The organism is Prevotella illustrans (genome assembly GCF_017426725.1).
Lineage (GTDB): Bacteria > Bacteroidota > Bacteroidia > Bacteroidales > Bacteroidaceae > Prevotella > Prevotella illustrans.
Genome location: NZ_JAERMS010000001.1, coordinates 245,708 through 269,672 on the forward strand (window position 1 = coordinate 245,708; position 23,965 = coordinate 269,672).

General features: G+C 55.3%; 16 protein-coding genes and 1 pseudogene. 12 read left to right on the forward strand and 5 right to left on the reverse strand.

Annotation, left to right across the window (positions count from 1 at the left end; translation table 11 throughout):
* Positions 1-114 precede the first annotated feature (114 nt).
* A complete protein-coding gene (locus JHU38_RS00815; protein WP_158267285.1) occupies positions 115-261 on the forward strand; it encodes a hypothetical protein in 147 nt (48 codons plus the stop codon).
* Here JHU38_RS00815 and JHU38_RS00820 read toward each other — a convergent pair.
* Both JHU38_RS00820 and JHU38_RS00825 read right to left on the reverse strand, forming a co-directional pair.
* Positions 252-1,829: a SusD/RagB family nutrient-binding outer membrane lipoprotein gene (locus tag JHU38_RS00820; protein ID WP_107581495.1), complete on the reverse strand. Its 1,578-nt coding sequence runs from the start codon at positions 1,827-1,829 to the stop codon at positions 252-254. The genes JHU38_RS00815 and JHU38_RS00820 overlap by 10 nt on opposite strands.
* 16 nt (positions 1,830-1,845) lie before the next feature.
* Positions 1,846-5,004: a SusC/RagA family TonB-linked outer membrane protein gene (locus JHU38_RS00825; RefSeq protein WP_107582338.1), complete on the reverse strand. Its 3,159-nt coding sequence runs from the start codon at positions 5,002-5,004 to the stop codon at positions 1,846-1,848.
* Between the two features lie 198 nt (positions 5,005-5,202).
* On the opposite strand from JHU38_RS00825, the gene JHU38_RS00830 reads away from it, so the two are divergent.
* From JHU38_RS00830 to ccsA, 10 genes and pseudogenes are all read left to right on the forward strand, one after another.
* On the forward strand, positions 5,203-6,309 hold the full coding sequence (locus JHU38_RS00830) for a DUF4434 domain-containing protein (RefSeq protein WP_107581494.1): 1,107 nt from the start codon (positions 5,203-5,205) through the stop codon (positions 6,307-6,309).
* Between the two features lie 155 nt (positions 6,310-6,464).
* Positions 6,465-7,862 (forward strand): sugar porter family MFS transporter, encoded by a 1,398-nt coding sequence (locus JHU38_RS00835; protein WP_107582337.1) that lies wholly within the window; start codon positions 6,465-6,467, stop codon positions 7,860-7,862.
* A gap of 94 nt (positions 7,863-7,956) precedes the next feature.
* Positions 7,957-9,048: an SGNH/GDSL hydrolase family protein gene (locus tag JHU38_RS00840; protein WP_107581493.1), complete on the forward strand. Its 1,092-nt coding sequence runs from the start codon at positions 7,957-7,959 to the stop codon at positions 9,046-9,048.
* A 52-nt stretch (positions 9,049-9,100) separates the two neighbouring features.
* Complete coding sequence (locus JHU38_RS00845; protein WP_107581492.1) at positions 9,101-10,291, forward strand: ROK family transcriptional regulator; 1,191 nt, start codon at positions 9,101-9,103, stop codon at positions 10,289-10,291.
* Positions 10,292-10,295: 4 nt separating this feature from the next.
* Positions 10,296-12,794 (forward strand): zinc-dependent metalloprotease, encoded by a 2,499-nt coding sequence (locus JHU38_RS00850; protein ID WP_107581491.1) that lies wholly within the window; start codon positions 10,296-10,298, stop codon positions 12,792-12,794.
* 876 nt (positions 12,795-13,670) lie between these two features.
* Entirely contained in the window at positions 13,671-13,931 is a 261-nt protein-coding gene (locus tag JHU38_RS00855) for an Abi family protein (protein WP_369917127.1), read from the forward strand.
* Positions 13,932-14,009: 78 nt separating this feature from the next.
* The gene (nrfH, locus tag JHU38_RS00860) at positions 14,010-14,615 is read left to right on the forward strand and encodes a cytochrome c nitrite reductase small subunit (protein WP_107581490.1); all 606 of its coding nucleotides are present in this window, start codon (positions 14,010-14,012) and stop codon (positions 14,613-14,615) included.
* 49 nt (positions 14,616-14,664) lie between these two features.
* Positions 14,665-16,160: pseudogene (gene nrfA / locus JHU38_RS00865) on the forward strand (ammonia-forming cytochrome c nitrite reductase).
* A 123-nt stretch (positions 16,161-16,283) separates the two neighbouring features.
* Positions 16,284-17,570, forward strand: coding sequence for a cytochrome c biogenesis protein ResB (locus JHU38_RS00870; RefSeq protein ID WP_107581488.1), 1,287 nt, complete (start codon positions 16,284-16,286; stop codon positions 17,568-17,570).
* A gap of 4 nt (positions 17,571-17,574) precedes the next feature.
* Positions 17,575-18,357 (forward strand): cytochrome c biogenesis protein CcsA, encoded by a 783-nt coding sequence (ccsA, locus tag JHU38_RS00875; RefSeq protein ID WP_107581487.1) that lies wholly within the window; start codon positions 17,575-17,577, stop codon positions 18,355-18,357.
* Between the two features lie 23 nt (positions 18,358-18,380).
* Here the strand turns inward: ccsA and JHU38_RS00880 are convergent, their stop codons facing one another.
* A complete protein-coding gene (locus JHU38_RS00880) occupies positions 18,381-19,619 on the reverse strand; it encodes a M16 family metallopeptidase (RefSeq protein ID WP_107581486.1) in 1,239 nt (412 codons plus the stop codon).
* 169 nt (positions 19,620-19,788) lie between these two features.
* On the opposite strand from JHU38_RS00880, the gene JHU38_RS00885 reads away from it, so the two are divergent.
* Entirely contained in the window at positions 19,789-20,724 is a 936-nt protein-coding gene (locus JHU38_RS00885; protein WP_107581485.1) for a carbohydrate kinase family protein, read from the forward strand.
* Positions 20,725-20,812: 88 nt separating this feature from the next.
* On the opposite strand, the gene JHU38_RS00890 is transcribed toward JHU38_RS00885, so the two are convergent.
* Both JHU38_RS00890 and JHU38_RS00895 read right to left on the reverse strand, forming a co-directional pair.
* Positions 20,813-21,343, reverse strand: coding sequence for an LOG family protein (locus tag JHU38_RS00890; protein ID WP_107581484.1), 531 nt, complete (start codon positions 21,341-21,343; stop codon positions 20,813-20,815).
* A gap of 67 nt (positions 21,344-21,410) precedes the next feature.
* Positions 21,411-23,303 (reverse strand): DEAD/DEAH box helicase, encoded by a 1,893-nt coding sequence (locus JHU38_RS00895; protein WP_107581483.1) that lies wholly within the window; start codon positions 23,301-23,303, stop codon positions 21,411-21,413.
* Positions 23,304-23,965 lie beyond the last annotated feature (662 nt).

Here is a 23,965-nt window from a genome sequence, read left to right on the forward strand (position 1 = left end):
GCGGCTGTTTTCCCAAAGCAGTCCCCTCGTGTTGCAAAAGCAGCCCTTTTAGCGTGTAAAAGCTGTCCTTTTGCAAGGTAAAAGGGCTGCTTTCAGCTGCTGAAAGCAGCCCTTTTGGAAAACGGTGGCGTGCCGATGGCTTTCGCGTTGGGCGAAAACAGGCGTGCGGTCGTGGTCAAGTCTCTATGGAAGAAGCCGTTGCGGAGGCTGAAGCCGTCGCTTTTCCTCCGCAACGGGGAGTGTCGATGGGGTCAGTTGTAGCGGGCGGTGTCCCACCAGACGCGGACGGCCATGCCGTCGCCCTTGCCGCCGTTGAGCGAAGCGTCCTTGGCGTTGGGGTTGTCACGGGTCTCGTCGTCCACGTATTTAAGCTTCTTGACGAACGTTCCCAGCGGCAACGTGCTCTCCAAGCTCTGCACCACCGGCGTGAGCGCAGGGTAACCTGTGCGCCGGAACTCCGTCCAGGCCTCTACGCCGTCGGGATAAAGGGCCAGCCACTTCTGCGTCAGGATTTGCTTCAGGTGGCCTTCCATGGTGCTCTCGGCCGTCCAGGCCACGCCGCCCGTGGTCTTGTAGGTGTTGTCGGAGGTTGTCGTGTAGTACTTTGCGTCGACGCCGGTCCGCTCGTTGTCGAACGACGCCTGGATGCCGGCCAGGTAGTTCTGCTGCGCGTCGCCCGCTCCGGTATAGCCGCGAAGGGCCGCCTCGGCCTTGAGGAAGCACACTTCGGCGTAGTCCATCAGCTTCATGGGGCGTGAGATGCAGAAGGATGACTCGCTGTTGTCGGCGCTGTTCCATTCCGGCATGTACTGGTAGCCCCAGACGTAGGAGCGTTCGTCGCCGGCCGGGATGTTGTCGGAGGGCAGTCCGTTGGCCACGCCCTGGAATTTGGGCGCCGCCGCCGTAGAGCCGGGCGTGTGTCCGAACCACAAAGTGGTGCGTGGGTCGAGCACGGTGCCGGTCTGTTTGAGCATGTTCTCCATCGTCTTGCTCATCGCGAACTCACCCCATCCGGAGATTTGGAAGAGCGGGAAGCCGTTGGAACCGGTGCCCGAGATGTAGACCCCCGCGTTGTCGGCATTGCCGGAGAGCAGTCCGCCGGGGGCCGCGAGAGCCGCTTCGGCCTCCTTCTTGGCCGTGGCGGCGTCGACGTAGGCCAGCCGCAGGGCGTAGCGGAGGCGCAGCGAGTTGGCCAGACGAATCCACTTGGCAAGGTCGCCCTGGTAGACGAGGTCCTGCGTGGTCGCCAGTTTCGCCTGCGCGGCGTCGTCCTTGTGGGCGTTGAGGGCCGTGACGGCCTCGGTCAGCTCCTTGAACAGGTCGGTGTAGATGCTTTGCTGGCTGTCATACTTGGCGTTGCTGGTGCCCGTGGCGGCCTCCGTGTAGGGGATGTCGCCGAACATGTCGGTCGTCTGGGCCGTGCAGCGGGCCGTGAAGATACGCATCACCTGGTAGATGTTGTCGTACTGTGGCTTCTCGACCACGATTTCCTTCACGTTCTTGAACTGCTTCAGCACGCCCACGTAGTAGCTGTTCCAGAAGCCGTCGGTCACCCAATCGCTTCGGAAAGTGTAGTTGTCGGAGTTGAAGTAGGCGGCCGAGTTAGCGAAATACTGCGCGTAGAGATTGGTGTGCAGGTTGTCGCCCACCTGATATTCCCACGAACCCATGCGGCTTCCTTGCTCCATCATGTAGGGAAGGATGTAGCCGGGGTCTCCGTCGGTGAGTCCTGTGGGGTCGGTGTTGATCTTGTCGTAGTCGCCCGTACACCCCATGACCATGCCGGCGATGCAGAAAAGTCCTATAGTTTTGATGATATTACGTTTCATAGTCGGTTCGGTTTGGTTAGAATTTAACGTTGAGTGCGAGGCCGAAGCTCCGTGTAGGAGGCAGTGAAGCCAGCTCGAAAGCCTGCGCGTAGTCGCTGCGTGAGAAGGCGCCTTCGGGATTGACGGGCGCATTCTTGTGGAAATAGAAGAGGTCGCGGCCCACCAATGAGAGCTTGGCATACTTGATGGGCGTGTTGCGGAACCACGACTGGGGTAGGATGTAGCCCAGCGACAGCTCGCGCATCTTGATGTATGAACCGCTGTGGATGAAGGCTTCGGCCACGCCGGTGGGGCCTCCTATGGCGTTCCAGTAGGCTTCGGAGGTGACGCCCACGGTGTTGGCTTGTCCGCTTTCGGTCACGCCGTCAACCACGATGAGGTCGTTTGCCTCGCGTCCCTTCAGCGTGCGGGACGACGTTCCCTGCTGGCAGGCGTAGGCGTCGGTCACCGACACGAACTCGCCACCGTGCCGAATGTCGACCAGACAGCTGAATGTGAGGTCTTTGTAGCGCAGCGAACTGCCCACGGAACCAGTCCACTTGGGAGTCATGTTGCCGACCACTTGGTCTTCAACCGCTTCGGGAAGACCGCTCGCATTGACGACGATCTTGCCGTTGGCGTCGCGCTTGAAGGCCTTGCCCACGATGTCGCCATACTTGCCGCCGCTCGAAACGACAACCTTGGCGATACGCGTTTCGCCCAGCGTGAAGCGTGAAATGCCCTCCGTGAGGCTCTCGCAGGTGGTGCGGCTCATGCCCCAGTTGAGGTTCAAGTCCCACTGCCAGTCCTTCGTCTGCACGGGGGTGCCGTTGAGCATGAGCTCGAATCCGTGGCTCTTGATTTCACCAGCGTTGATACTCTTGGCCGTATAGCCCGACGAACCGGGCATGCCGACGCTGAGAATCTGGTCTTTCGTGTTCGTATTATAATAGGTGAAATCAAGTCCGAGACGGTTGTTGAAGAAGCGGAATTCGGTTCCTATCTCGAACGAATTGGTCTTTTCGGGTTTCAAGTCGGCCAGGGCCTTGGTCTTGCTGAGGTACTCCTTGATGATGTTGGGGTTCACCTTGTCGCCCTCTGCGTCGAGTTTGTCACCCGTAGTCCACAGGTAATAGAGGGTGGCCAGCTGATAGGGGTCGGTGTCGTTGCCCACCATGGCCCACGAGGCGCGCAGCTTCCAGTAGTTCATCCAGTCGGGGAGTTTGAACATTTCGCTCATGATACCCGACACGCTGACCGAGGGATAGAAGTAGGAACGGTTCTTGGCAGGCAGCGTCGACGACCAGTCGTTGCGGCCGGTGAGGTCGAGGTAGACCATGCTCTTGTAGCCGAAGGTGGCTTGGGCGAACACGGATTGAATCTCTTTCTTCGAGAATCCCTCGCTCGTCGTTTGCGTGAGGCCGTTGGCAAGGGTGACGGTGCCCGGGATGGCGAAGCGTCCCGACGAACTGGAAAGGGCGTCGTACTTCGTGTTCTCCACCGAAGTTCCGAGGTTGGCGTTGACGGAGAAGTCGTCGAAACGCTTGTCGAAATAGAGGATGAGGTCGGCGTTGAACTCCTGGTTGGTCTGACTGCTCTTGATATATTGCGACGCCGTGGACGTCGGATCGGGCAACGTGTTGTAGTTCTTGATGGCGTCGTTGTACCAGTCCATGCCTGCCCGGCCCGTCAGCCGCAGGTAGTCGGTGAACCTGACGGTGGCGCTGAGCTGGCCCATGAAGCGGTTGCGCACGGCCTTGTTGCCGTTTTCTGTGGCACAGAGGGCGTAGGGGTTGGAGAAGTTGTCGCTCGGTCCCGACCAGTTTTCGGCATTGTTGATGTAGGCCCCGATACCTCTCGGGTTCTCCAAGTCGCTCAGTCGAATGCCGCGGGGCATTTTCACGAGTTGCACCATCTGGCCGTATTCACCCTGTCCGGGGCGGTTGTTGGTCTTCTGGTGCATGTAGCTGGCCTTGATTCCCACAGTGATGAGCTTGTTGTTCATCTCCGTATGGAAGTCGATATACTGCCGGTTCTGGTTGAAGTTGGGCGTGATGTCGTCGGCACGGGTGTCTGTGAACGACAGTCTGCCGCTGATGTTCTCGCCTCCGGAGGTGGCCGTTATCGTGTTGGAGTAGGACACTCCCGTGCGATAAAAGTCCTTGATGTAGTCTTTCTGCGGTGTAAGCGCGTAGGAAGAGTAGCGGTCGTCGCCGTAGAAAAGCTTGCGCCAGTTCTCCACGGTCTGGCCCGTCATCTTCGGTCCCCAGCTGGCTTTGGCGCTGCTGTCATAGGCTCCGGCCGCTCCTTGGCCGTAAATGTTCTGGTAGTCGTAGGGCGAATAGACGGTCGTGACGTCCAGCGTGCCGTTGTATTCCAGTCGGAGCGGCTGTCCGCGGCGGCCTTTCTTCGTCGTGATGACGATGGCGCCATTCTGCGCGCGTGAGCCGTAGAGGGCCGCGGCGTTGGCTCCCTTCAGCACGGAAATGCTTTCGATGTCCTCAGGGTTGATTTCCGACGCCGCGCCGGCATAGTCGGAACCGCCCCATTGATCGGCCTGTTCCACCGAACTGTCGTTGATGGGGAAACCGTCGACCACCCACAGCGGCTGGTTGTTGCCGCTCAGCGAGTTGAGGCCACGCATGACGATGCGCGTCGAACCGCCGAGACCAGTGCCCGACTGGGCGATCTGCACGCCGGCCACTTTGCCTTGGAGCATGTTGGCCACGGAGAACGACTTGTTTTCGGTCAGTCCGTCGGTCTTCACCTCTTGCATGGCGTAGCCCAGCGCTTTCTTCTCGCGCTTGATACCCAGCGCGGTGACGACGACTTCGTTGAGTTCGTTGCTGGCCGGAGCCAACACGATGCGTAGTGTATTCCTGCCGCCCACGGCTACGGTCTGCGGGGTATAGCCCACATAGGTTACCGTCAGGCGGGCGTTCGCTTTCACGTTGATGGAGAATTTTCCATCCAAATCAGTTACGACGCCGTTTCTCGTGCCTTCTTCAAAGACGCTGGCTCCGATGACGGGTTCGCCCGTCTCGTCGAGAACGATGCCGGCAACGGCTTTCGCCTGTTGCTGGGTCTCCGTTGGATCGGGTGACACGGGATTGGCGTTTGCCGGCTGTGTCGCCGCTAACAGCAAGCCACCCAGAAGGATGACCGGGAAGCTGAGTAATTGGTTTTTATTCATCATGGCCGTTAAAAGATGTTTGATTAGATATTTGATTATGCTGATTGCGTTTTTATATGTATTTGCTGCAAATGTAAAGAAAAAGTAGATAAGTTCCAAAAGTTTTTGCCAAAACTTTTTGTGTTTATTTAAATATTTTGTAAATTGCGGCCGATTACGTATAAATTTACCCTTAAAATCCATGTAATACTTTTCTTTTTTATGTTAAATCGCAGACTTTTTATTAAGAACATGCTGCTGGCCGGTGCTGCCACAGTAGTGTCGCCACAGTTGTTAAGAGGTGAAACGCAAGGTCCACGGGGCCGTGGAAAGTGGCGGGTGGGCAACAGCCGCGCCCAAGTGACGGACGGCGAGAGCCGACTCATCGTGCCCAAGGCCGCCGGCATGCGCATCACGGGAACCTTTCTGGACGAGATTTCGCACGACATACCTCATCAGAACTGGGGCGAGAAGGAGTGGGACCGGGATTTCCGGCACATGAAGGCCATCGGGATAGACACCGTCATCGACATCAGGTCGGGCTACCGGAAGTTCATCACCTACCCTTCACCTTATTTATTAAAGAAGGGTTGCTACATGCCTTCGGTCGATTTGATCGACATGTTCTTGCGTTTGGCCGACAAATACGACATGAAATTCTACTTCGGACTTTACGATTCAGGCCACTACTGGGACACGGGCGACATGCAACAGGAAATCGACGACAACCGATATGTCATCGACGAGGCGTGGAAGATGTACGGTCATCACAAGAGTTTCAAGGGATGGTACATCAGTACGGAGATAAGCCGTAAGACGAGAGGCTGCATTCCCACGTTCCACACGATGGGCAAGCAGTGTAAGGACGTGTCGGGCGGTCTGCCGGTCTTCATTTCGCCGTGGATAGACGGCAAGAAAGCTGTGCAGGGAACGGGCAAGCTCACCAACGACCAGGCCGTGAGCGTGCAGGAGCATGAGCGCGAATGGAACGAGATTTTCGATGGCATACACGACGTGGTGGACGCCTGCGCCTTCCAGGACGGGCATATCGACTACGACGAGCTCGACGCCTTCTTCTCCGTCAACAAGAAACTGGCCGACCGCTACGGCATGCAGTGCTGGACCAACGCCGAAACCTTCGACCGCGACATGCCCATCAGCTTCCTGCCCATTAAGTTCGACAAACTCCGCATGAAGCTCGAGGCGGCCAAACGCTGCGGTTACGACAAAGCCATCACCTTCGAGTTCTCTCATTTCATGAGCCCGCAGTCGGCCTATCTGCAGGCCGGTCACCTCTACGACCGCTATCGGGAATACTTCGGAATATGAAGAATCACGGCCTTGATGGGGCCGATCGGTCGGCCCCGTCAGACCGACTTGCGGAGGCCCTTGGCTTCCCGCTTTCCAAAAGCTATGCTTTTGCACGCTAAAAGGGCTGCTTTCGCAAAGCAAAAGCATAACGAATGAAAAACAACCTCAAAACTATGGAACAAGTAAAATTAGGATATGTGTTTTTTCTGGCCTTCGTGGCCGCCATCGGAGGCTTGCTGTTCGGCTATGACACAGCGGTCATTTCGGGCACGATCGATCAGGTAACGGCCCAGTTCGGACTTGATGTCATCCGGCAAGGCTGGTACGTAGGCTGCGCGCTGACGGGTTCGATCGTGGGTGTAGCCTTCGCCGGCGTGATGAGCGACAAGCTCGGGCGACGTCCCACGATGTTCGTCTCGGCCATGCTGTTCACGGTTTCGGCCGCCGGTTGCGCCGTCAGCCCCGACTTCGGGTGGCTCGTGGTCTATCGCATTATTGGCGGACTGGGTATCGGCATCGTGTCGGTCGTGGCCCCGGTATATATCTCTGAGATTGCCGTCACGCGCTATCGTGGCCGGATGGTGTCGCTCTACCAGCTCGCCGTCACCGTAGGCTTCCTCGCGGCCTACTTTGTCAACTACCTGCTGCTCGACCTTTCGCGCGCCGCTTCGTTCTCTACCGGCTGGCTGCAACTCGTCTTCGTCACGGAGGTGTGGCGTGGCATGCTCGGCATGGAAACCCTTCCGGCCCTGCTTTTCGTGCTGACGCTGTGCTTCATTCCCGAGAGTCCGCGTTGGCTTATCACACGCGACCGTGACCGTCGGGCCTCCGCCATCCTCTCCGCCATCTACCGCCGACCGGAAGACGTGGAGCGGCAGATGGCCGACACACGCTCTACACTGTCGGCCGAAACCAAATCGGAATGGCGCAGCCTGCTGCGGCCGGGCATTCTGAAGGCCGTTGTCATCGGCGTCTGCATCGCCATCCTGGGCCAGTTTATGGGTGTCAACGCCGTACTCTACTACGGTCCGTCCATCTTTAAGGACGCCGGTATGGACGATCCGCTCTTCTGTCAGGTGCTCGTGGGCATAGTCAACACGCTGACGACGGTCCTCGCCCTGCTCATCATCGACCGCGTAGGCCGCAAGAAGCTCATCTACTACGGCGTGTCGGGCATGATCGCGTGTCTCGTTCTCATCGCCGTCTACTTCGCTTTCGGGGCGTCATTGCGCCTCGGCGTCGGCTTCATGCTGACCTTCTTCCTGCTTTATGTCTTCTGCTGCGCCGTCAGTATCAGCGCCGTCGTCTTCGTATTGCTGTCCGAGATGTACCCCAACAGCGTGCGCGGACTGGCCATGTCGATTGCCGGACTGGCCCTGTGGGTAGGCACTTACCTCATCGGGCAGCTCACGCCGTGGATGTTGGCCAACCTCACGCCGGCCGGAACATTCCTGCTCTTTGCCGTCATGTGCGTGCCCTATATGCTCATCATGTGGCGGCTCGTGCCCGAAACGGCCGGCATGTCGCTCGAGGACATTGAGCGCTATTGGACCCGCACGTCGGAAAAATGACGGCGTTTTCGGAAAAAATGTTTATCTTTGCCGCCTATAGTGTGGGCGGCAAAGTGCCCCCAAGTATTCTAACCTAAATTTACAGATACACGACATGAAAAGAATTCTATTGCTCATGGCCCTCGTCACGCAGACATTGCTGATGGCGGGAGCCGATCGAATCGTGAAAGCCAACGACCCCGCCATCTCGTTTACGGGGCGCACGGAAACCCTCGACGACGGTAGCGTGCGCTACGACTGGGTCGGTGTCTACATGCAGACGCGCTTCACGGGCGGCCGTATCGCCGTAGAGGTGGCCGAAACGGGCACCAGTTACCATAATATATATATCGACGACCGCTTCGTTCGCAAGATTAAGATAACGGGTAAGGACCGCCAATTCGTCACGCTGGCCGCCGACCTGAGCAAGGGGCCCCACACATTGAAGCTCCAGAAGTGCACCGAAGGCGAGTTCGGTTGTACGACCGTGAGCGCCGTCCGTGTGGCCGCCGGTGCCCGGTTGCTGCCCGTGGCGCCCCGGGAGCGGCTCATCGAGGTCTATGGCGACTCCTATACGTGTGGCTATGGCACCGAGGGCAAGAGTCCCCATGAGCGTTTCAGGCTGGAAACGGAGAACTGCGACAAGGCCTACGCCTGCATCATCGCCCGTTACTTCGGCGCCGACTATCGTCTCATTGCCCACTCGGGCATGGGGATGGTACGCAACTACAACGACTCCGTTCAGCTGTCGCGCCACAATATGTCGACCCGCAGCACGCAGCTCTACGACGATTTCAACCGCACGCCCTACGATTTCAGTAACTGTCGCAAGCCCGACCTCGTGATGATCAACCTCGGCAGCAACGATTTCTCCACGCTCGTGAAGCCCACGCCCGAACAGTTTGTGAACGCTTACCTGAAGATGATCGACAACATCAGGAGCCATTACGGCAACGTGCCCGTGCTTTGCGTCACGCCTCACAGCGCCAGCCGCTATTTATTGGCCGCCCTCGACTATCTGCGCGAACGGCTGATGAATAAGTATTCCGGCGTTTATATGGCCAATCCGATGGCCGGCATCGTGACCCAGGCGGCCGATACGGGGTCAGACCATCATCCCAACTACCAGGGACAGTGCAAAATCGCCATGTCGCTCATACCCCAAATCTCCGCGATAACGACGTGGAATCTCGCTGATTTATTTTGATTCAGCAAATTATTTCGTATATTTGTGGCCATAAGTAAATGTCTTGCGTTATATGACGAACCTTTTTGAAAAAGAAAAAGATAGCAAGAATGTTGTTTTGAAAAGCAATATTCTGTGCTATTTTATCCAGAATGGCAATTCTACCACGAACGATCTGGCCAAGGAGTTCAACCTGAGTATCCCCACAATGGCCAAGACAATCAACGAGATGAGTGCAGGAGGATATGTCTTGGAATACGGCAAGTTGGAGACGGGAGAGGGCCGACGGCCCAATCTTTACGGGCTCAATCCCGACTCGGGCTATTTTATTGGAGTCGACATGAAGCAGAGTTCGCTCAGCATCGGTCTCATGAACTTCCGCGGAGACTTGGTCGACCTCATCGACGATGAGCCGTTCTCGTCCGACAACACACAGGCGTCGCTCGACGAACTCTGCGATCGCATCGTTCGTTTCATCGAACATATCAAGGTACCTCGTGAGAAAGTGCTCAACGTCAACATCAATATCTCGGGCCGGGTGAACCCCGATACGGGCTACAGTTATAGCTTTTACAACTTCTCCGAAATGCCTCTGAACGCCTATATCAGCGAAAAGGTGGGCTGCGATGTCTCCGTCGATAACGACAGTAGGGCCATGGCATACGGCGAATATATGCAAGGCTGTGCCAAAGGAGAGAAAAACGTGCTCTTTCTGAATCTCAGTTGGGGACTCGGTCTCGGCATTATCATCGACGGAAACCTGTACAAAGGCAAGTCGGGATTCTCGGGAGAGTTCGGCCACATGCACGCCTTCGACAACGAAATCCTGTGTCGTTGCGGCAAAAAGGGCTGCCTCGAGACCGAAGCGTCAGGCTCCGCGTTCTACAGAATCTTCAAAGAACGCATCAAGAACGGCGAAACCTCGATTCTGAAAACCAAGAACGGCGAGGAAATCACGCTTCTCGACCTCGTCAAGGCCACCAATCAGGAAGATCCGCTCTGCATCGATATCCTCGAACAGATAGGCCACAACCTCGGGATGCACGTGGCCGGACTCATCAATCTCTTCAATCCCGAACTTGTTATCCTTGGCGGAACGCTCTCGTTGACCGGCGACTTCATTCTTCACGCCGTGCGTTCGGCCGTTCTGAAGTATTCGCTCAACCTCGTAAACAGAGACACTCAGATTCGCATTTCCAAACTCAAGGACCGCGCCGGCGTCTTGGGCGCCTGCATGCTGGCCCGCAATAATATACTCCAATAAACACATGATCATTAAAGACAAGCTGTTGATAGGCCTGTTCGCCCTGGCATTGCCCCTCAATGCCGGCGCCCTGACGTTTGCCTCAGCCGATTCCACACAGCAAGAAGTAAAGAAGGCAAACGGTAAAGCAGACAAAGAGAAGAAAGACGACAAAGCTGCCGACAAGAAAAAGGACAAGGACGAATACGCGGAGCTTATCAAGAAGAGCGTCAGTTTAGAGCGCGGTCTCTTCGACGTGCGCCATATCGAGAATAAGTGGTACTTCGATGTGCCCGACTCGCTGCTCGGTCGCTACATTCTCACCGTCACCCGCCTCACCGGAGTGCCCGAAGGCGTCGGCAAGTTCAGCGGCGAAGAGGTGAATCGAGAGACCGTCTACTTCGAGAAACACGACGCCAAGACGCTTTATCTGCGTGCCTACGTGGGGTCGCAGGAGGCCGATCCCAATACCAGAATCTCGCAGACGCTGCGGGCTTCGACCGTCGATCCCATCATCGCGTCGTTCAAAATCATCGGCAAAAACCCCAACAAAGGCATGAATCTCATCGAGGTGTCGTCCTATCTGATGCGCGACAACAACTCGATCGGCATGCCCAGCTCCTCTTCCAAACAATATAGCATCGGCGGAATGCAGGCCGACCGCTCCTATATCGACACCATCAAGACTTTCCCCATCAACGTGGAGATTCGTTCCACACGCACCTACAGCGCCACGCAGTCGAACAAGATACCCGCCACCTCTACCGGAAACGTCACCCTGGGCCTGAATACGAGCATGGTGTTGCTGCCCAAGACGCCGATGCGGAAGCGGCTTTGGGACAAGCGCGTGGGCTACTTCACCACCGCCGTCACCTATTTCGACGACGATCAGCACAAGACCGACCCCGAACGTGTTGCCGCCCGCTTCCGCTTGGTACCCAAAGACAAGAAAGCCTATGCCAAAGGAAAGCTCGTGGAGCCCGAAAAACAAATCGTATATTACATCGATCCCGCCACGCCCAAGAAGTGGGTGCCCTATCTGATAGCCGGTGTCAACGACTGGAACACGGCCTTCGAGGCCGCCGGATTCAAGAACGCCATTGTCGCCAAGGAAGTTCCCGAAGACCAAGACATCAGCCCCGACGACGCCCGCTACTGCTTCCTGCGCTATCTGCCGGCCGAAATAGAGAACGCCTACGGCCCGCATATCATCGACCCACGCAGCGGCGAAATCATCGAGAGCCACATCTGCTGGTATCATAACGTGATGAACCTGCTCACCAAATGGTATATGATTCAGTGCGGACCGCTCGACAAGCGTGCCCAAACCATGCACTTCGACGACAAACTCATGGGCGAACTCATCCGTTTCGTATCGAGTCACGAGGTGGGACACACGCTCGGACTGCGCCATAACATGGGCGCCAGCTGGGCTACGCCCGTGGAGAAGCTCCGCGACAAAGCTTGGGTGGAGCAACACGGCCACACCGCCAGCATCATGGACTACGCCCGCTTCAACTACGTGGCCCAACCCGAGGACGGTATCGGCGAGAAGGGACTCTTCCCACGCATCAACGATTACGACAAATGGGCCATCAAGTGGGGCTATCAGTATCGTCCCGAGTTCAAAGACGAGCACGCCGAGAAAAAAGGACTGATGGCCGAAACCACCAAGATACTGGCTACCAACCCCCGGTTGTGGTTCGGCGGCGAAGGCCGTGACGAGGATCCGCGCGCGCAGACCGAAGACCTGGGCGACAACAGCATGAAGGCCGGCGACTACGGAATCAAAAACCTGAAACGGGTGGTGGCCAACCTCCCCAAGTGGACGCGTCAGGACAACGACCAATACACCGACTTGACGGAAATGTATAACGGCGTGCGCGACCAGTATCGCCGCTATTGCAACCACGTGGCAACCCATCTGGGCGGCCGTTACCTCAACAATATGCCCGGTAAGGAGCCTGTCGAGATTCAGCCCGCGGCCCTTCAGCTGGAAGCGCTCGACTTCCTGGGTCGCCATCTCTTCGAGGCGCCGCTCTGGCTCTATCCTGCCAACATCGTCAGCAAGACCGGCGTCAATCCTTCGAGCGACATCCTGAACCGCCAGAACATGTTGCTCTCTCACGCGCTCTCAACCTCCATGCTGTCGAAGATCTACGACGACTCCTTCATGTCGCCCCGGGCGCTGAAGCTGGACGCCTATCTGGACAAGTTCTTCTCTACCGTGTGGAAACCGTTGACGGCCCCCAACGAGTTGAGCAACAAGTGCCGCCGCTCCTTAGAACGCCTGTATGTCAGCAACATCGACCGCTGTCTGAATCCACAGGCCAAGGACGCGAAGACCGCCGGCGACCCGAAGCCCTTCAATACCGACGCGCTGCTCTACCTGAGCGTCCACCTCGACAAGATAGAAGCCTTCGTTAAAGGGCAGCTCGACAAGAGTAGCGGTATTAACAAAGTACACTATCAGGACTTGCTGCGCCAAATCAAACTCATTCGCGACAAGCAGACGAAAGCGTAATTTCTATGTTTTTAACGCCGATATCGTCTCTACTCGTTTGATATCGTTCATTTCCGCCATGCGGCCACGGCGGTTTCCCAGTAGAGAAACGACATGGTTCCACCGGAAATAACACCGTTTTTTACGATGAAATGGGCAATTTTCACCCATTTCATCGTATTTTTGTATCACCAGTACATCCCTCTTAATTCTGTGATTTTGTTATAAAAAATCGCATTATTTTAACACTTCCGCAACACGTCATTTAGCTGTCGGCACACCAAAAAAGTCCTTCGCTTTGCCGATTTTTATACCCTTTTACGCTCAAAGCTATGCTTTTATCGGCTCAAAGCATAGCGATTACACGGCCAAAGCATAGCTTTTAGTCGGCAAAAGGGCCGCGATTATGGCCTAAAAGCATAGCGATTAAAGGTAAAAAAGCGAAGGATCAAATACACTAAAAAGCGCAAACTATTGATAACCAACACTTTATAAACACGCTCTACAATCGCTTATTTTCGTCCGTCTCTTTTCTTTTTTTAAATAATGCCACTTTTTTGAGGGTAGATGTAAAGATTATTCAGGGTAAAGACATAAGGACAGATTTTCCTCATTGTTGTTTTTTTTGACATAAAGACATAAAGACATATTTTTTAGCCGCGAGGAACAAAAACATAAGGGCCGCAAGCGGCCAAGAAAGACATAAAGCTAAGTGGGAAATGTGATGTGTGAAATGTGGAGTGTGAAATGTGGAGTTGTGTAAAAGAAATCCACTTTTCGATGGTTTTCCCTTCAAAAAAGTTTGTATTATCAATGATTATTCGTAACTTTGCAGTGTTAGTTCCACCGAGCCTCTTCACAATGCTTAAATAGGCTGGGCTTTTTTGTTTATGGGCTATGGCAACAAGAATTCCTTTTACGAAAGTATATTCCTCTCCAAGTGATTTGGTACAATTATTAAAGACAAGAGGATTGGATATAACCGATGAAGAAAAGGCAAAGCATTATCTGTCACACATCGGCTATTATCGTTTGTCTGCCTATATGTATCCACTGCTTTCCTTTCCCAAAGAGCAACCCATTTTGCTATCTGGCAGATTACAATTTCGCTATATTTTGACTTTCAAATCACAAAATCGCTGCTTTTATCCTCATTAATGAGGATTTTTCGAGTTTCTTTACAAAAGGTTGGACATGAATCGCATATATTTGTAACATTCATTCAATCCGTTAACTATGAATTGGCATAAACTGATAACATGGAAAGACGTTTTCAGCTATCGTCAGAAAGTTTTCCTGTTAGTTGCGGGAGGCGTAATCGTCGGTCTGACGTTGCTCTTTCTATACCTGCTGAGAATGCACACATACATTGCCGGAGACGATCCCGCCGCCTGTGTCAACTGCCATATCATGACCCCTTACTACGCAACGTGGTCGCGTTCGTCGCATAGCCGTGACGCCACGTGCAACGACTGCCACGTGCCCAACGGCAACATCGCGACCCACTATGGCTTTAAGGGACTCGACGGCATGAAGCACGTGGCCTATTTCGTCACCCATTCGGAGCGGCAGGCCATCCGGGCCGAGACGGCCAGTGCCCAAGTCATCATGGACAACTGCATCCGCTGTCACAAGCAACTCAACACAGAGTTTGTCAAAACGGGCCGTATCGACTACATGCAGGCCAAGCGTGACGAGGGCATGGCCTGCTGGGACTGCCACCGCAACGTGCCCCACGGCGGCATGAACGCCCTGACGAGCACGCCGAACGCCGAGACGCAGGTGCCCATTCCCCCATCGCCCGTACCCCGATGGCTGCAAAAAGTATTGGGAAACAGGTAAACTCTAACCTATCATTAACCCCCACCCCCTCACCTAATATCTGAATAATATGGCAAAGCAATTAAAAAAATGGCAAGGATGGCTCCTTTTCGGAGGCGCGATGATCATTGTTTTTCTACTTGGACTGCTCTGTTCATCGCTGCTCGAACGCCGAGCAGAGGTCGTGAGCGTGTTCAACAACAAGCGAACGATGTTTACCGACTCCATCGTTTCGCAGAACGAGAAGTTCGCTCAGGACTATCCACGTGAGTATCAGACATGGGCCATGACCGAGGACACGACCTTTCAGAGCCTCTACAACGGCTCCAGCGTAAGAGACGTGCTGGCCATCAACCCGTATATCGTCATCAACTGGGCCGGCTATGCCTTCTCCCGTGAGTACAATACGCCGCGCGGCCATCGCCACTGCGTCGAGGACTTGTGGAAGATTCTGCGCACGGGCAATCCGGGAATCGACGGCGCCGACGACATGCAGCCCGGCACCTGCTGGACCTGCAAGGGGCCGGACGTGCCCCGTCTGATGCGCGAGAAAGGACTCAACGCCTATTACGGAGCCAAGTGGAGCGACTGGGGACCGGAGGTGATGAACACGGTGGGCTGCTCCGACTGCCACGACGCACGCACGATGGACCTGCGGCCGGCCCGCCCCGCCCTGTATGAAGCCTGGGGCCGTGCCGGTAAGGACGTGCGCAAGGCCAGCCATCAGGAGATGCGCTCACTGGTATGCGCCCAGTGTCACACCGAATATTACTTTGAAAAGGAAAACCATCAGTATCTGAAATTCCCACAGGACAAAGGTCTTACCTGCGAAGCCGCCGAGGAATACTACGACAGTCTGGGCTTCTACGACTATATCCACCCGCTGTCACACGCCAAGATTCTGAAGGCACAGCACCCGGGTTACGAAATGTTCAAACAAGGAATCCACGGCCAGCGTGGCCTTTCGTGCGCCGACTGCCACATGCCTTATAAGCAGGAAGGTGGCGTAAAATATACCGACCATCACATTATGAGTCCGTTGGCCAACATCGACCGCACCTGCCAGACCTGCCACCGACAGGAGGCGGAGACACTTCGCCAGAACGTTTACGAGCGTCAGAAGAAGGTGTACGACCTTGCCATGCGCGTAGAAGAGGAATTGGGCAAGGCTCACCTCTATGCCGAATTTGCCTGGAAGCACGGCGCTACCGATCCGCAGATGCGGAAAGCGCTGAACGATATCCGCAAGAGTCAGTGGCGTTGGGACTACGCGCTGGCCAGCACGGCGCCGCTTTCCACGCTCCGCAGGAAGTGACACGTCTCTTGGCCGACGCCATGGAGTTTGCCAAAGACGCGCAATTAGAGTGCACCCGCGTCGCCGCGCAGCACGGTTGGGCCAAGGAGATTCCGCTGCCCGACGTTTCCACCAAGGAGAAAGCACAACGCTACATCGGTCTTGACCCGGCTAAGATGGAGCGACAGAAGAAGCAATTCGTCGATACTGTCGTTCCTAAGTGGATCGAACAGGCCCGAAAGAACAAGAGATTTATCACGCAACCGATGTAAATCAGGTGTAAAGTTGTGGAGTTGTGAGGATGAATGGTTTGTCTTTTGGCTGATTGTCATAAAGCAAGCAAACCATTCTTCCTTGCACGCTCACCCCCTATACCCTCATAATCACCCAAGAATATGTGGACTAAACCCTGGAACTACCGAGAGGGAACAGCCGTTACCATGGGACTCACCGTCGTGGGTCTCATGCTGCAATATAGCGTGGGGCCGCTCGAATGGAAGGCATTCACGTGGCCGGCCAATGCCATTGTGCTGGCTGTTTTCGTATCGTTTATCGTCGGCGCCTACGCGTTGCGCGAGCGGGTGTATGCCTTTCGCTTCATGACAAGCGTGCAGGCTGCCGTTCCGGCCTTGGCTGCCGCCGCCTTACTCACGGTCATCATGGGCCTCACGAGGCAGGTGCCGGAAGGGAAACCGGCAGCCGATCCGTTCGGACTGACCAAGATGCTCAACTTCTGGCCGTTCGTTCTCATCTACGTTTGGATGACGGCCATCGTGGGCGAGGTCACACTTCGGCAACTGGGACGCCTCAACAAGCGGGCCATCCCTTCGCTTGTCAGCCACGCGGGCCTCTTTATCGTACTCACGACGGCCACCCTCGGTTCGGCCGACATGCAGCGCGTGAAAATGTATTGTGAGACGGGCAAGCCCGAATGGCGCGTGCTCGACGAGCGGCAGGACGTGAAAGAACTGCCGTTGGCCATCCAACTCAACCGCTTCAGCATCGAAGAATATCCGCCGAAGCTCATGGTCATCGATGATAAGGGGCTGCCCCTGCCCGTGAAGAAGCCCGCCCACATCTTGGTTGATAGGGCCTTTAAGGGCGCGAAGCTGTTCGACTGGGACATCCGTGTCGTGAAACATGTCGATAATGCCGTGCCCGAGATGATGGCAAAGATGGTGGGCAACATGCCCGGCGAGATGGTTGGGCGCATGCGGATGGACTCCCTGGGACAGGCGTTAAATAAAGGTGGCTATATTTCTTTCGAGGGAAAAGGCGCGCAGTGTGCCCTTCTCGTGCGGGCAACAAAGGGTGGCAAGACCACGGAAGGGTGGGTGACGTGCGGCAGTTATCAGTTTCCTTATCAGGGATTGGAACTCGACAAGCACCATACTCTCGTTATGCCCAACCGCGAACCGGAGCGTTTCGCGTCCGACGTGACCGTTTTCACGAAAGACGGAAAGAGCGTCGACACGACCATCGAGGTGAACAAGCCGTTCACAATAGCCAGATGGAAGGTCTATCAACTCAGTTACAACGAGCGAATGGGCAAATGGAGCGACCTCAGTATCTTCGAGTTGGTGCGCGATCCCTGGCTGCCGGCCGTCTATTTCGGTATCTACATGATTCTGCTGGGAGCTATCCTGATGTTCGTTCAGGCAGCTACCCACAGGCAAAACTAAGTCTATGAACTGGAATTACTTTATATTCTTCGCCATCACATCCCTGCTTTTCTGGACCGCGGGCGCATGGGCCGGGTGGAAAGGCAGAAAGGTCGCGGCCTTTACGACCACCGGTTGCGGACTGCTCGTGTTCTCCGTGTTCATCATTCTGCTGTGGATATCGCTCGAACGACCGCCCCTGCGCACGATGGGCGAGACCCGCCTGTGGTACAGCTTCTTCCTTCCGTTGGCCGGAATTATTGTTTACAGCCGCTGGCGCTACAAGTGGATATTGTCGTTCTCGACCATCCTGTCGGCCGTTTTCATCGCCATCAACCTTTTCAAGCCCGAGATTCACGACAAAACGCTCATGCCCGCGCTGCAAAGTCCGTGGTTCGCGCCGCATGTCATCGTTTATATGTTCGCCTACGCGCTACTCGGCGCGGCCTTTGTCATGGCCGTTTACCTCTTGTTTTTCAAGAAAAAATACACGGAAGAGCCGGATATCTGCGATAACTTGGTATATGTGGGTTGGGCTTTTCTCACCATCGGCATGCTCTTTGGAGCGCTGTGGGCCAAGGAAGCGTGGGGAACCTACTGGGCTTGGGACCCTAAAGAGACCTGGGCGGCCGCCACGTGGCTGGCTTATCTGGTGTATATCCACCTTCGACTCAACCGCCGTTCGACCGTCAAGACGGCATTGTGGATTCTCATCGTCAACTTCCTGCTGCTGCAAATGTGCTGGTGGGGTATTAATTACCTGCCTTCGGCGCAAGGCACCAGCGTCCATACGTATAATTTAAGCTGACGAATTGAAAAAGGCTCATCTACCTATTGATAAATCAACGTCGTAAGACGGTCGGGCGCCATCAGTTCCCGGGCCACTTGCTGAATGTTCTCGGGCGTGATGGCGTCAATGTTTTGGAAGAGGGTGGTGATATCTTTCTCCCAACCGTAGTGCAGGAAGCTCTTGCCGAAATCTAAGGCGAAGCTCTCCCGATTGTCGCAAGCCACGCCGATCTGGCCCTTCAACTGCTTTTTGGCTTTGCCCAGTTGAACGGCCGACAGCGGCTTTTCCATCACCTTGTCAAGTTCCCGTCGGATGAGCCGCACGCAGCGTTTCACGTCGTGCGGGTCGCAACCGAAGTAGACGGCCCACAGTCCCGTGTCGCTATAGCTCACCATCGTGCTATCCACCGTGTAGACCAGGCCGTGGTGTTCGCGCAGCGCCAGGTTGAGCCGGGCGTTCATTCCCGGACCGCCCAGCATGTTGTTGAGCAGATAAAGGCTCATGCGGCGTTCGTCGTGGATGTCGTAGGCACGACAGCCCAGCATGACATGCGCCTGATGGGTGTTGCGGTTGACGATGAGAGAGGAAGGAGAAGAGGGAGAAACGGGGCTGTTACGCGCGACAGGACTACCGGATTCGCGGGCTATCCTGCCCTTGCCGGACCAGTCGGCCCGCTGTAATTGGCAAATCACTTTCCTGAAATCGACATCGCCCGCGATGAAGAAGATGGCGTTGTCGGGCCGATAATGGCGGCCGGTGAAGCGCAGCGCGTCGGCCGTGGTGAAACTTCTGACGGCGGTTGCCGTGCCGAGGATGTTGTGACCCAACGGATGACCCTCGAAAATCATGTTTTCAAACTCGTCGAAAATCAGTTCCGCCGGACTGTCATGATAACTTTCTATCTCGTCGCAGATGACTTCCACCTCCTTATCCAGCTCGTGTTGCGGGTAGACCGAGTGGAAAACGATGTCGGTCAGCAGGTCGATGGCCCGCGACGTATGCTCCTTGAGGATGGCGGCGTAGTAGACCGTGTCTTCCTTCGTCGTGAAAGCGTTGAGGTCGCCGCCCACGCTTTCCAGCCCGTTGAGCACGTGCCAGGCCTTGCGGCGGCTCGTTCCCTTGAAAGTGGCGTGCTCACAGAAGTGGGCCAGCCCCTCTTCGCCGGGTTCCTCGTCGCGCGTTCCGGCGTTGATCTGGTAGCCGCAATAGACGATGGGCGAACTGTCAGGACGATGGATGACGCGCAATCCGTTGTCGAGTGTAAACGTTTGATATGCCATAATGGCTGCAAAGATAATCCATTTTCGCAAGAATTCTTTCGTCCCGAGATTGAAATATGTGTGCCGTGTCGGCGCGTATTCCAATTATTTACGGTACTTTTGCGGCTGTAGAACCCTTTTTTCACGTTTCTGAATCATTTATCATCCGTTTGAAATCCATCACTCCGCCATGCGAAAAGTAATAGGAATAGGCGAGACCGTACTCGATATCGTCTTTAAGAACGGGCAACCCATCTGCGCGGTGCCCGGCGGTTCGGCGTTCAACGCTGTTATCTCCCTGGGCCGATCCGGCGTCAACGCTACCTTCATCGCCGAGACCGGCAACGACAGGGTGGGCCGTTTCATCATCGACTTTCTGAAAGACAACGGCGTCAACGCCGACAACATCAATGTGTTTCCCGACAGCAAGTCGCCCGTCTCACTGGCCTTTCTCGACGAGGAGAACAACGCCGACTATCTGTTTTACAAAGACCATCCCCACGACCGGCCGGAATTTGTCTACCCCGAGGTGAACGCCGACGACATCATCATCTTCGGATCGTTCTTTTCCGTCAATCCCGTGGTGCGTCCGCAGGTGGCCGCTTTTCTGGAATATGCCCGCGAGCGTGGCGCCATCCTGTATTACGACGTCAACTACCGCTCGTCTTACAAGGACGACATCATGAAGATTACGCCCAACCTGATAGAGAACTTAGAGTACGCGGATATCGTAAGAGGCAGCAGCGACGACTTTTCCATCCTCTATCGCATGCCCGACGCCCATCGTGTCTATACGTCGGAAATCAGTTTCTACTGCAAGAAATTCATCTGTACGAACGGCGCCGAGCCCATCCGAGTGTGGGCCGAGAACGGCTTCGGCAAAGCTTATGACGTGCCCAAGAGCGACCACGTGGTGAGCACCATCGGCGCGGGCGACAACTTCAACGCCGGCTTTATCTACGGACTGATTGAGAACGACATCCGGAAAGCCGACATAGAGCGTGGCCTGAGCGAAGACCGGTGGGACCGATGCGTAGCCCGAGGCCGGCAGTTTTCGGCCGAAAGCTGCAAGGATATCTACAATTATGTATCGAAGGAGTTTGGAGAGGGGCTGAAGAAAAGGTAGAAACAACGCGCGTACGGCATAGCCCATGCGCCCAATGGGGCCGCGTGGCCGTTCGCGTTCCTTATTTATTAAAAACAAAAAAGCCGGCCTAAGCCAGCTTTTCCTGTAATTGTGAGAGCGATGTCACGGGTTCGACGCAGTCGTGCCAGTCGCCTCGTGTCATGCCCCGGCGTGCCAAATCGTCGAGCACGGCTATCAAAGCGTCGTAGAAGCCGCCGATATTAAGCAGATAAAGCTTCTTCCGATGATAGCCGATGGTGTACGCCGCCGCCACGGTAAATATCTCGTCGAGCGTGCCTATGCCGCCCGGCAGAGCCACGAAGACGTCGCTGCGCTCCATCATGATCTGCTTGCGGTCGGTCAGATCTTCGCAAGCTATCTCCACACTGACGGCATCCGACAGGCGACCCGCCTTCTCTATGACGCGCGGCACCACGCCGATGGTCGTGCCTCCATTGTCATGCACGGCCCGGCCGACGGCCTCCATCAGCCCCAGATCGCAACCGCCGTAGACGAGCGTGTGCCCGTTCTCGGCCATCCAACGGCCTAAAGCGTCGGCGGCACGGAAGTAAGCCGCGTCGATTTGGTTGTTGGCCGAACAAAATACACCTATATTCATACGTCTGAAATATTGTAAGGCATGAGTCCCATGACGGAATTCATGCCTTGAATGAACTGATTTTACCTTACTTCTTTTTCGGTTTGCGGCGTGCCCAGCCCTCTTCGCTGAAGTCGGGCTCTTCGCCTTTGAGCTTCATCGGCCTGCCACTGATGAGCGACCGCCAGTCGGTCTGGTCCTCAAACGTATCCTGATTGCGGAAACTCCGCTTGCTTTCACGCTGGCGACAGCCTTCCGCGGGCCGACTTCCACGACGCTCCGACGCGCGACCATTACGGCCTTCGCCTCTGCCGCCACGGCTCCGGTCGCCGTGTCCGCCCTCGTCGGCGTCGTTGCAGCGCACCTCCCGTCCCTTGTATTCCTGTCCGTTGAGCGCCTTCATCACCTTCCGGGCGTCCTGTTCGGGCACCTCGATGTAGGAGAACTTCTGCAGCAGGTCGATGTGGCCCACCTCTTGGCGGCCGTGCACGTTCTTATTGAGGAACTGCATGATTTCGCCCGGATAGAATCCGTCGGTCTTACCCAGGTTGATGAACAGTCGGCGATAGCCTGCTTCGGCCCCGCGCTTGCGACGTCCGCCCGACACCCGGCCCTCACTACGGCTTGCCGAGCCTTCGCCCCTGCGGCCGCTGACCGGCTTCTCGATAACGGGCGCGTGCTTGTAGTAGTCGAGGAACTTGCCGAAAGTTACCGTCACCATCTTCTTGATGATGTCTTCCTTGTCGATATACTCAAACCGGCGCATGATCTCGGGCATGTATTGGGCTATCTGTTCCTCATCCACATCGGTCTTCATGATGTCGTCCATCACCTTGTAGAGTTGCTTCTTGCAAATCTCTTCCGGCTTGGGCAGCTCGCCGTCGACAAACTCTTTGCCGATTTGCTTCTCGATCTGGCGCACCTTGAACTTCTCTTTGGTGTGGATAATCGATATCGACGTACCTTTCTTGCCGGCCCTTCCGGTGCGCCCCGAGCGGTGGGTGTAGCTCTCGATATCGTCGGGCAGGCCGTAGTTGATGACATGCGTCAGATCGTCGACGTCGAGTCCGCGTGCCGCCACGTCCGTAGCCACGAGAAACTGCACCGTGTGCTGACGGAACTTCTGCATCGTCAGGTCGCGCTGTTGCTGGCTCAGGTCGCCGTGCAGGGCCTCGGCGTTGTAGCCGTCCTTGATGAGTTTATCGGCAATCTCCTGCGTTTCGATCTTCGTGCGGCAGAAGATGATGGCGAAGATGTGGGGATAGAAGTCGACAACACGCTTCAGCGCCAGGTATTTATCCCTGGAATGCACCATGTAATAGATATGGTTCACGTGCTCGGCGCCCTCGTTGCGCGAGCCCACGACAATCTCTTTGTAGTCGTGCAGATAGTTTTTGGCGATGCGTTCCACCTCCTTGTTCATCGTAGCCGAGAAAAGTAGCGTGTTGTGGTCTTCGGGCAACTGCTCGAAAATGGCGTTGATACTCTCCGAAAATCCCATGTTGAGCATTTCGTCGGCCTCGTCGAGCACGATGTTGTTCACGCTGTCGAGCAACGCAACGCCACGGTTGATGAGGTCGACCAAGCGGCCCGGCGTGGCCACGATGACCTGTACGCCGTGGCGCAGCGTGCGGATCTGGCTGCCGATGTCGGCACCGCCATACACGGCCGCCACGTGCATGCCGTCGATGTATTTGGCAAACGCGTTGAGATCGTCGCAGATCTGCAGGCACAACTCGCGCGTGGGACTGAGGATAACGGCCTGCGTGACGCGGTTGTCAGCCACGGTCTTCTGCAACACGGGCAATCCGTAGGCCGCCGTCTTGCCCGTACCGGTCTGTGCCAGTGCGATGACGTCGTTCTTGTTGCCGAGTAAATACGGGATTACTGCTTCTTGGACCGGCATGGGATGCTCAAATCCAAGTTCTTCGATGGCGCGGCGAATCTGTTCGCTGACGCCCAATTCTTCAAATGTCTTCAAACTAATTGTAAATAAAGGTGGAAGGAATACAGCCCTCCCAGCCATATCATTTGGGCTTAAAGACCTTCCATTGTGAATAAAAAAACGAGTCACGGTCAATGCGCCGTGACTTTAAAATCGCCGCAAAGTTACGCTTTTTATTCTGATTATCAAGCCTGTAACCTCCTGATTTATTCTTTTTTAAGATAGTCATTTCTTAGCTCGAATAATCTAAAAACCCCTTCTTACGCTCGCTGAGCGTGTAGGCCGATGGTCTCTTTTTTGCCTTTTTCTTCCCATTGTCCCTTTTTTGGCTATCTTTGCAAAAGGTTTCAGTTTGGATTCAGTCCCATTCGTTACCGTCTTTGCCATTCTTTCCTATCGGATATAAGGATTTGCTATGTCCTCTCATTTTTTTTTGACGTTTTAAATCGGTCGAGTGAATAGCCTAAGGCTCTATGTATTAAATATTTAAGGCTCGATTAGAGAATAATGAAAAGCTGCAACCACAAATCAGTTGAGCAATTACCTAAATATTACCGCCATTGTAGCATAAAAGGCCGTTCAATGATAATAGTATAGACCACCCATTTTTATTCTACCGGTGTAAAAGCAATAGTGTCCTAAATGATTCAGCGTATCCGTGATTTTTGTCAGAAAAAACTACCTGATTTTAACACTTC

What these genes read in the sequence shown, in the direction of transcription:
- JHU38_RS00880 (WP_107581486.1), bottom strand. Translation starts at nt 19,619, where the DNA reads ATGGCATATCAAACGTTTACACTCGACAACGGATTGCGCGTCATCCAT.
- JHU38_RS00835 (WP_107582337.1), top strand. Translation starts at nt 6,465, where the DNA reads ATGGAACAAGTAAAATTAGGATATGTGTTTTTTCTGGCCTTCGTGGCC.
- JHU38_RS00855 (WP_369917127.1), top strand. Translation starts at nt 13,671, where the DNA reads ATGGCAACAAGAATTCCTTTTACGAAAGTATATTCCTCTCCAAGTGAT.
- ccsA (WP_107581487.1), top strand. Translation starts at nt 17,575, where the DNA reads ATGAACTGGAATTACTTTATATTCTTCGCCATCACATCCCTGCTTTTC.
- nrfH (WP_107581490.1), top strand. Translation starts at nt 14,010, where the DNA reads ATGAATTGGCATAAACTGATAACATGGAAAGACGTTTTCAGCTATCGT.
- JHU38_RS00885 (WP_107581485.1), top strand. Translation starts at nt 19,789, where the DNA reads ATGCGAAAAGTAATAGGAATAGGCGAGACCGTACTCGATATCGTCTTT.
- JHU38_RS00820 (WP_107581495.1), bottom strand. Translation starts at nt 1,829, where the DNA reads ATGAAACGTAATATCATCAAAACTATAGGACTTTTCTGCATCGCCGGC.
- JHU38_RS00840 (WP_107581493.1), top strand. Translation starts at nt 7,957, where the DNA reads ATGAAAAGAATTCTATTGCTCATGGCCCTCGTCACGCAGACATTGCTG.
- JHU38_RS00870 (WP_107581488.1), top strand. Translation starts at nt 16,284, where the DNA reads ATGTGGACTAAACCCTGGAACTACCGAGAGGGAACAGCCGTTACCATG.
- JHU38_RS00830 (WP_107581494.1), top strand. Translation starts at nt 5,203, where the DNA reads ATGTTAAATCGCAGACTTTTTATTAAGAACATGCTGCTGGCCGGTGCT.
- JHU38_RS00890 (WP_107581484.1), bottom strand. Translation starts at nt 21,343, where the DNA reads ATGAATATAGGTGTATTTTGTTCGGCCAACAACCAAATCGACGCGGCT.
- JHU38_RS00825 (WP_107582338.1), bottom strand. Translation starts at nt 5,004, where the DNA reads ATGATGAATAAAAACCAATTACTCAGCTTCCCGGTCATCCTTCTGGGT.
- JHU38_RS00845 (WP_107581492.1), top strand. Translation starts at nt 9,101, where the DNA reads ATGACGAACCTTTTTGAAAAAGAAAAAGATAGCAAGAATGTTGTTTTG.
- JHU38_RS00850 (WP_107581491.1), top strand. Translation starts at nt 10,296, where the DNA reads ATGATCATTAAAGACAAGCTGTTGATAGGCCTGTTCGCCCTGGCATTG.